This is a genomic window from Stagnihabitans sp., assembly GCF_964946895.1.
Genome location: NZ_CBBQHX010000082.1, coordinates 1 through 7576, shown reverse-complemented (window position 1 = coordinate 7576; position 7576 = coordinate 1). Strand labels below are relative to the sequence as shown.

General features: G+C 62.2%; 6 protein-coding genes. 2 read left to right on the top strand and 4 right to left on the bottom strand.

Going from position 1 to position 7576, the window contains the following annotated elements; genetic code table 11:
- A partial coding sequence (locus AC1Y2B_RS23175; protein ID WP_482255491.1) for a hypothetical protein occupies positions 1 to 197 on the top strand: 197 nt, incomplete at its 5' end.
- Here the strand turns inward: AC1Y2B_RS23175 and AC1Y2B_RS23170 are convergent.
- Genes AC1Y2B_RS23170 through AC1Y2B_RS23155 form a run of 4 tightly spaced genes read right to left on the bottom strand, consistent with a single transcriptional unit; the run spans position 134 to position 7140 of the window.
- Complete coding sequence (locus AC1Y2B_RS23170; RefSeq protein ID WP_482255490.1) at positions 134 to 1168, bottom strand: lysozyme family protein; 1035 nt, start codon at positions 1166 to 1168, stop codon at positions 134 to 136. The two genes, AC1Y2B_RS23175 and AC1Y2B_RS23170, sit on opposite strands and share 64 nt — an antisense overlap.
- Positions 1168 to 1704 (bottom strand): hypothetical protein, encoded by a 537-nt coding sequence (locus AC1Y2B_RS23165; RefSeq protein ID WP_482255489.1) that lies wholly within the window; start codon positions 1702 to 1704, stop codon positions 1168 to 1170. Before AC1Y2B_RS23165 ends, AC1Y2B_RS23170 begins: the two co-directional genes overlap by 1 nt.
- Before the next feature lie 36 nt (positions 1705 to 1740).
- A complete protein-coding gene (gene mobF / locus AC1Y2B_RS23160) occupies positions 1741 to 4776 on the bottom strand; it encodes a MobF family relaxase (RefSeq protein WP_482255488.1) in 3036 nt (1011 codons plus the stop codon).
- 3 nt (positions 4777 to 4779) lie between these two features.
- Positions 4780 to 7140: a type IV secretion system DNA-binding domain-containing protein gene (locus AC1Y2B_RS23155; RefSeq protein WP_482255487.1), complete on the bottom strand. Its 2361-nt coding sequence runs from the start codon at positions 7138 to 7140 to the stop codon at positions 4780 to 4782.
- 157 nt (positions 7141 to 7297) lie between these two features.
- Between AC1Y2B_RS23155 and AC1Y2B_RS23150 the strand changes: the two genes are divergently transcribed.
- On the top strand, positions 7298 to 7576 hold a 279-nt coding region (locus AC1Y2B_RS23150), incomplete at its 3' end, for a hypothetical protein (protein ID WP_482255486.1).

The following is a 7576-nucleotide window of genomic DNA, read 5'->3' as shown; positions in this document are numbered from 1 at the left end:
TGGCGGGTCTGGCGGGTCTGGCGGGTCTGGCGGGTCTGGCGGGTCTGGCGGGTCTGGCGGGTCTGGCGGGTCTGGCGGGTCTGGCGGGTCTGGCGGGTCTGGCGGGTCTGGCGGGTCTGGCGGGTCTGGCGGGTCAGCGACGGGTTGCGGCCAGGGCGTTTTGCGCGGGGAAAATCATCGCCATGCCTTGGGCATAGGCCGCGCGCGAGACCGTGGCATGGTTGCCGGCGACGCCCTCGTAAGCGGAGGTACCATCAGCCAGCGGTAGCCCCGCCCAGACGGCAGCCACGTTGTCCATGAAGGACTCGGGTGTGAGGTCGCCAGCAAAGAACGAGACATAGCCAGCCTCGGCCAAGAGAATATCCGCCCAACGGTCCTGCAGGTCCGCTGAGAACACTTCGGTGCCAGCAATGCCGGTCAAGGATGCCAGCCGCTCAAAGGTTGGTGGAATGAACTGGTATCGGCCGATCGCGTGGTTCTGACCGGGCGTGGCTTCAACCCAGGCCCGGATTTCATCGATGGTCATCGAGGTGGGCAGCTTCGCGGGTTTGACTGTGGCCCCATGCTGGACGGAGTCATAATCTGCCGAACCGGCCTCAGCGGCGCTGATCAGGCTGCGCAGATTGGCCAAGGGCGTAGCGTCAGGATCAGGTGTGAAGAGCAAAAGTCCCCTGCCCTTCGGATAAGAAGCAGCCGCGGACAAGGCGGGAATTTTCCCGAAGCCTACCTTCTTCCAGGTCGCATCAGAATTGCTCGAGTTGAAGCTGGAGCCCCGGTACCATTCATTTTCAGCGAGGGCGAGACTTGGATTCAGGGCAAGTACGGACAGCGAAAGACAAAAGACGGCACGCCAGCCACCCTGCCGGGGGCTGACGTCGGCGAGGCTGGCTGCGCCATCCCCAAGGTGGAAAAGGCCCGAAAGGGGGAAGGGGCGTCTGTTCCAGCCGCTAAAGATACACACCTGACGCAGCAGGCTGCAGGCGGGTCGCAAGGTATTGAAAAGACTCGCAAAACGGCGATTTTCGCCATCTGCGACTGGAGGATGGATATTAACAGCAAAATCAAAGACTTGGCAAATTGCAGGCCAGCGTGGCCCGGGCCTTGGGCCACGCTGGCCCGGCGTTTGGGCCAATCTGGCCCAGCCCGCCTTCAGGATGCGCGGGCTCATCAAAGGACCTTTTCTTCGTCTTTGCCGGGTGCTCGTGCCTTTTCGGCCTGCTTGGCGCGGTTGGCGGCTTCAAGCTTTTCAAGGAACTCGTTTTCCAGCTTCTGCTCGAATTCCGGGAAGCGGCGCTCGGCTTCGGGGATGAGGCGCAGGTATGTGTCTTCGGCGCTCTGAAGCACGTCGAGCGTCTTTTCGATCACGCTGCCCACGGCGCTGCTCGGCGATTCGAGAAGGGCCAGGAGCTGACGGCAGGAATAGATCTGGCGGTAAGCCACGCCCAACAGCATGGCGTTGTGAGTGAGGGCGTCGGTTATCCGTTGCTCCAGACCAGTGATGGTCGGGACCAGCCGGGCATTTGCTTCTGTTAGGACTTCGGCGCGGTTGGTCAGGAGCAGCATCTCCTGATCCAGTTTGGCGAGGGCCTTTTCGAGAAGGTCGCCATCGGGCTTGCCGTCTTCGGGCATCACACTCAGGACCAGTTGGCGGGCACGGTCGCCAAGGCGCAGGCGCCAACTGGCTTCGGTGTTTTCAGTGCGCATGGGCGGGCTCCGTTAAGGGGGAATTTGAGGGGAGGGTCATCTGATCGGGCCCTCGATGGTCTTCTGCTTCTGGCGCTCTTCGAAGGCCTTGAGGGTCTGGGCGACCTCGGCGTCGGTGCGCCCGATGGGCAGGGAGAACAGCTTTGCGTAGTCCGCGGCCCGGTCAGAACGGTCCTGATCGAGGGCTGCTTTCTGCCCCTTTACATCGCGGTCACGTTCAGACCGGTCGGGCGGTGCCGCCTTTTCCTGAGGGGTCTGCGCTTCAGCTTTCTGCTTCTCGAGGCGATCCCTTTCGGCCTTGAGCCAAGACTCGAGGGCGGTTGGCCGGTCGCCAGTGTTGGCTTCGATCCGCCTGGCAAGGGCTGCGGCATCATCAGTGACCAGAAGTGCCTCCTCCCGCATCCGCGAGATCGCCACGTAGAAGGACTTCTGAGTGGCGAGTTGCTCAGCTGAGGAGAGGCCCACGATGATCCGGTTCACCGTGCTGCCCTGAAAGTCATGGACGGTTGAGGCGTAAGCATGATCGAGCCCGCGCGCTGTGACGCTGGCAAGCGGCAGGATGACGGGGTCGCGCCCGCCGACGGTCACGGTGATGCTGTCGTCGCCGATCGCCTGAATGACGCCCCGCGTGCCATTGACGATCTGGCGGTCCTTGTCGGCGATGGTGAAGCGGACCCTCTCGCCTGCAGCAAAGTTGCGTTCCTCGGGGACATAGAGGACGAGGCTGGCTGCCAGCTTGGCGTCCTGACGCAACGGCAAGGTCAGCGCCCTGCCCTGCCGGACATCCTCGACCGTGACCGTGTTGGCGCGCAGATCGGTCTCAAGGACCACATAGAGATCGCCCTTCTCCACCCCATGTTGGCGTGAGGTGGCAAGCGGCAGCAGGATGTCGCCGGTGCTGTAGGACCGCGCATCGCCGGCAGCGGCCCGGGTCAGTCCTGCGGGCTTGAGCGCCAAGAGGGAATGATCCTCTGCGCCCAAGTGGCCCTCAAGTTTGAGTGTCGTCCGGACGACTTCATTGACCGACTGACGGGCCGAATTGGTCAGCACGGCAATGCCCGTCTCTGCCCTGCCCTTGGCGTCGAGCCTCAGCCAACGGTCGGCGACATGGGTCGCAATCTCCGCCCGATTGCCGGTCTCGGCAACTTCGCCGATGCGGGCCATCGCGGCCTTCACTTCACCCCGGATGGCATGGAGTACTGCCTCTCGGCCTGTCTCATCCCGCTGGCGTTGGATGTCCGTCATTAGGGCTGTCGGCATGCCCGCCCGCTGCAACTGGGCGAAGGGCTGTCCGGCGCTGACGGCATCGAGCTGCTTCACGTCGCCCACGAGGATCACGCGGGCAAAGCCGCTCCGATGGGCATGGTTGAGCAGATCGCGCATTTCCGTGGCGGCGATCATCCCCGCCTCGTCGACGACAAGGATCTTGCGCCCCCGCCCCTCGCCGCCCGGATCACCGCCCTGACGGATCTGCATGAGCCAAGACTGCATGGTCTGTGCCGCCGGGATTGCTTCCTTCAGGGCTTCCACCGCCCGGCCCGACGGGGCGAGGCCGATTAGTTCGTAACCTGCCTTCTCTGCGTAGCGGCGCAGACTTTCGACCATGAAGGTCTTGCCGGTTCCGGCATAGCCCTGCACTCCGACGAAGCGTGAAGTGCCGGTCAGGCCGACACGGACGGCATCGCGTTGACCCTCGGTCAGGGTCGTGTCCTCGAGCGCACGCGCCAGCACCCGTTCAGGGTCGCGCTTTTCGGTCGACAGACCCGAGAGGTCGAGCTTGCCCGAGCGCAGTCCTGATCGATAGGTCTTCAGCACCTCGCGTTCTGTTGCCAGCGTCTCTCGGTCAGTCAGAAGCGGGCTCAAGCCGGATTGGCCGGCATAGAGGAGACTTTTGTCCTTCATCGCCACCGTCACTTCCCGGCTCAGGTCGCTGATGCCTCCTTCGGTCATTCGCGGCAGGGCTGCCTTCAGAAGATCGCGGAGCGGATAAACGCTCTGTCTCTCGCTGAGGTGAGCGACGGCCCAAGCAAGGGCTTCCTTCGCCTCACGTTTCGGGAAGTCCGCCTCAACCCCTTCCCGGCTGACACCGCCAAGCTGGACCTGTTGGGATCGCTCTGATGCGCGGCGCAGGTCCTGCAACTGCTCAGGTGCCATGCCTTGCGCTTTGGCCTCGCTGAGCCAATGGTCATGGAGGGCTGTTCGGTCAAGGTTTCCGCCCTTGGCAACGCGGGTGGCCAATGCAGCCAGAGCACGGTTTTCCGGGGAGTCGTCGAGGCCGCGTTTTACGAGGGCAGTTTCGATGGCTTCGGAGCGTTTCGAGTAGAGTGACAAGAGGGCGGGCGGCACGCCTTTGATCTCTACGATGCCGTCTTTTCCGCTGCGGTCGACCTCATAGCCGAGACCGCGCAGTCCACGGGCCAACTCGTTGCGGTAGATTTCGCCGCCGAGCATCTTGGTGAGGTAGATTTCGTCGTTGTGCAGTGCCGTCCATTTGCCGTCCGGGTTCAGCACCATGTTGGCAATGACGGCATGGCTGTGGAGTTGCGGGTCGAGTGCGCGGGATGTGTCATGGCGAAAGAGGCCCGCGATGATTTTGCCGCCCTGAACGACCTCCATGTCACCGTCTGGTCCGGCGCGCCTTGTGGCCACCGCATTGGCCCCGATCCAGGTCATCGCAGCACGTGCGGCGGCATCGTGCGCCGCGATGATGCGCTCGTCCTTGGCGACAAGTGCCATGATCGAGACGGACTTGGACGCTGAGAAGGTCAGGTCGATGCCGGGGCGATGTTCGCGTTCGCCATCAACCCAACGGCCGAGGATCTGACCTTGGCGCCACTCGCCTTTCTCATTCTTCTCGGTTGGCGGGGCGCGACCGTCCAGCAGGTCCGCAAAAACCCGGTCATCGATTGGGCCCTGGAACTCTAATTGCCCTTCTGCGGCGAGATACTCTGCCGCACGACCGAACCACTGGGCAGCGGCTTCGGCTTCAGGATAGCCTGCCGCATAGTAACCTTCTGTGCTGTAATAGCCCGAGGCGGCAGCTCCGGCAGAGACATTCGAAACGGAGAGCATCGGTCAGAAGCCCGTATCCAGAATGTCGCGCTTAAGCTGCCGCCGATCCGCCGAAGACCTGGGCACGGCGATACCCGGAGTGACGCTCACACCATCTTCTCCTTCACGCGCTTCTTCGCAAGGAGCGGGATTTATCGGCCTTAACTGTGCAATTGAGCTGACCGCAGGCTCTACACCCGGCCCCACGCCTGAACGCGCCGCGTCGTGCTGGGCCAGCACCAAAACCTGTTCGTAAGCTGTGACCTCCGGCCCCCTCTTTTGTACCGGACCCTTTCGGTTGGTCATCAATGCGTCTATATGGTCCGCGAGCCGCAGGTCCGGTTTCGCGATGCCTCGCATCCGGGCGCGACAATAATTCTCCCATGCCAGCGGCTTGTCCTCGGGTCGGGCCTTGGCCTTGAGGTCGAATGTCATCGGATCGATTTCCGGGGTGGTTTTAGCGGCGAACCACAGATCGAACTCTTTCAGCTGATCCGCTGCCGGGCGCATAAGGAACGGCAGATCAACTGCGGGTGCGCTTGCCAGGGTCGGCGAAACCGGCTCATTGTGACCCGGCCCCTTCTCCTTCCCGGGTTCTTCGATCAGCGGTGCCTCCATCGACCCGGTGGCAAAACCGTTCCCTTCGTATTTTACGATGGCGTGGGCGATGTCTTTTGAAGAGATCGGCGGGAACTGTACCAAGGCCGTCGGCGCGTCATAGCCAAAACGGATGTATGCCTTGAACTGCGGCAAGGACTGAATTTCCGAAGCCGTGACGATGGGGCGCTCGACCCGCTGCGCGTTCAGCGTGTTGCCGTCACGGGTGACATCGGCGCCGAACGAGATCGTTTCTCGATGTTCGATGATGTCGGAAAGCCCGAGGCTGTCCGAGAAGAGCCGTGCGGTTCGGGCGTCTGGGGTGTTGAAGACGATCCGGTTGTTCAGGGTGCCCGAGATCGACTGCGCTGCCTTGTCGCCGTAGAGATCCTCCAGCTGGCTGTAGACCTGATAGCCCAACACGAAGGCGCCGCCGAACTGACGGATCTCTGCGAGCTTGGTTGGCAAGAAGGGCAGCCGGTTCAGAGAAGGCACTTCGTCGAGGAAGAACCACAGGCTTGGGTCTCGGCGCTCCGGACCGGTCATCAGGGCGTTGGCCGCGACCTCAATGACCGTGGAGATGACATTGCGGGTGGCGGCAGAGTGTTCGGCATCGCCTGTGAGGAAGACGAAGCCGGGCCGTTCCGACTTCACCCAGTCGCGCATCGAGAAGGTGCGGATGCCGTCGTCGCGCAGGAATTCCAGAAACCGCAGCTCTGCGATCATGTTGGCGCGGATCGAGGCGGACGTCTTCTGGATGTTCTCGCCGAAGAAAAGCGCACCCGGCGTGTTCTGCACCAGGGCCTGCAGCGCCTCGGCGGGCATAGTCAGAATGGCATTCCTGAGTGCCGTGTTGGTGCGCAGGTTCTGCTTCATCAGTCCCCGCGCGGCATATTCGAAGACCAGACGCGCGGTGATCGACCAGAAGGGGTCATTGGAGCCCGGCTTCTGCTGGATCATCACCTCGGCGATCTGCGCGAAGGCCTCAGGCGTCTCGGCCTCGTAGAACGGCGACCAGCTGACCGATCGGGCGTCGAACATGTTGAGGATGATGTCGGTCTCTGGGTTGTAATAATTCCGCACGAAAGCACCCATCTTGTCATAGATGATCGCACGGCCGTTCTCGGCCCGGATCGTGCCCAAAAGCTCCTTCATCGCATTGGTCTTGCCGACACCGACGGTCCCGAAAATGCCGGTCTGGGCTTCGACTGTGTTCGGCGGGAAGGGAATGGACGCGAGGGTGTAGCGTCGCGTGCCCTTCTTGGCAGGAACGTGTTTGAGATACTCCTTCCACTTCCGCCGCGACCAGGTCTCGAGGTCCTTGGGAGAGACCAGCCGCGAGCCGCGAATGTGTTCGGTGTCGGCTAGCCTGCGCCCCAGCAACGAGAAATAGGCGACCATGGCGAGCCCGGCCAGGACCGCCGGAACGAAGGAGACCTCGTAGTAGAACTCGGCCTCGGCGGCGTAGTCATCGTACTTTTGGCGCAAGGCCTTGTTCTGCACGATACGGATCGCCGCGTCGGTATGGGTGACGCCGTCGGGGGTCACATAGCTCAACATGAAATCCGGCTGGTTCAGAGTCGAGACGTTCAGATCGGCCAACCAGTAGAGGTAGCCTTCGTTCACCTCCTCCAGCCGGAAGTTCAGCGCGATCAAGCCCACGAAGCACACGACATAGATTGCCGCCGAGACCTTCAGCCCGGTAGAGAAGACCTGACTGGCCATCGCCCAGAAATGCTGGGTGGTCTGGCCACCGCGAATGAATTGCGCCGACGGATTCTTGCGCATGGCAGGTCCTTGGAACTAGAGATTGTGATGGGGAAGCGCTTCTAGGTGGTCATCGGGGCATGTTGCCCGAGACAACGACACCCAAACCCGCAGTGACTCCAAAGGCAACGCATTGAATATAATGGACATATCTCAATGCCTTGGCTAAGCTGCGGCCATGATGTCTGTTGCGGAGAGTGATGTGCAGCGCCGACTTGAAGGGGTGAGACGCGAGGTCCAGGAGGGAAACTGCCCGAAGCCTCTGCCCTGGCTTGGCAAGCGGCTGTTGCTGCTGGCCCTTGCCTCCAGCAGCGCGGGTTATGCGTTCCACCTGTTCGGAACGTGGCCGCTTGGGATCGTGGCCACCGTCACGCCAGTGTTCGGCTGGATTGCTTTGGTTCTTGCAATGCAGCGGCAGTTTGGGGCGAGCGCCCAGTCGACTGCCCTTCGCCTTGAA

Coding starts and splice junctions, on each gene's coding strand:
- AC1Y2B_RS23170 (WP_482255490.1), bottom strand. CDS start 1,168: ATGAGCCCGCGCATCCTGAAGGCGGGCTGGGCCAGATTGGCCCAAACG.
- AC1Y2B_RS23165 (WP_482255489.1), bottom strand. CDS start 1,704: ATGCGCACTGAAAACACCGAAGCCAGTTGGCGCCTGCGCCTTGGCGAC.
- mobF (WP_482255488.1), bottom strand. CDS start 4,776: ATGCTCTCCGTTTCGAATGTCTCTGCCGGAGCTGCCGCCTCGGGCTAT.
- AC1Y2B_RS23155 (WP_482255487.1), bottom strand. CDS start 7,140: ATGCGCAAGAATCCGTCGGCGCAATTCATTCGCGGTGGCCAGACCACC.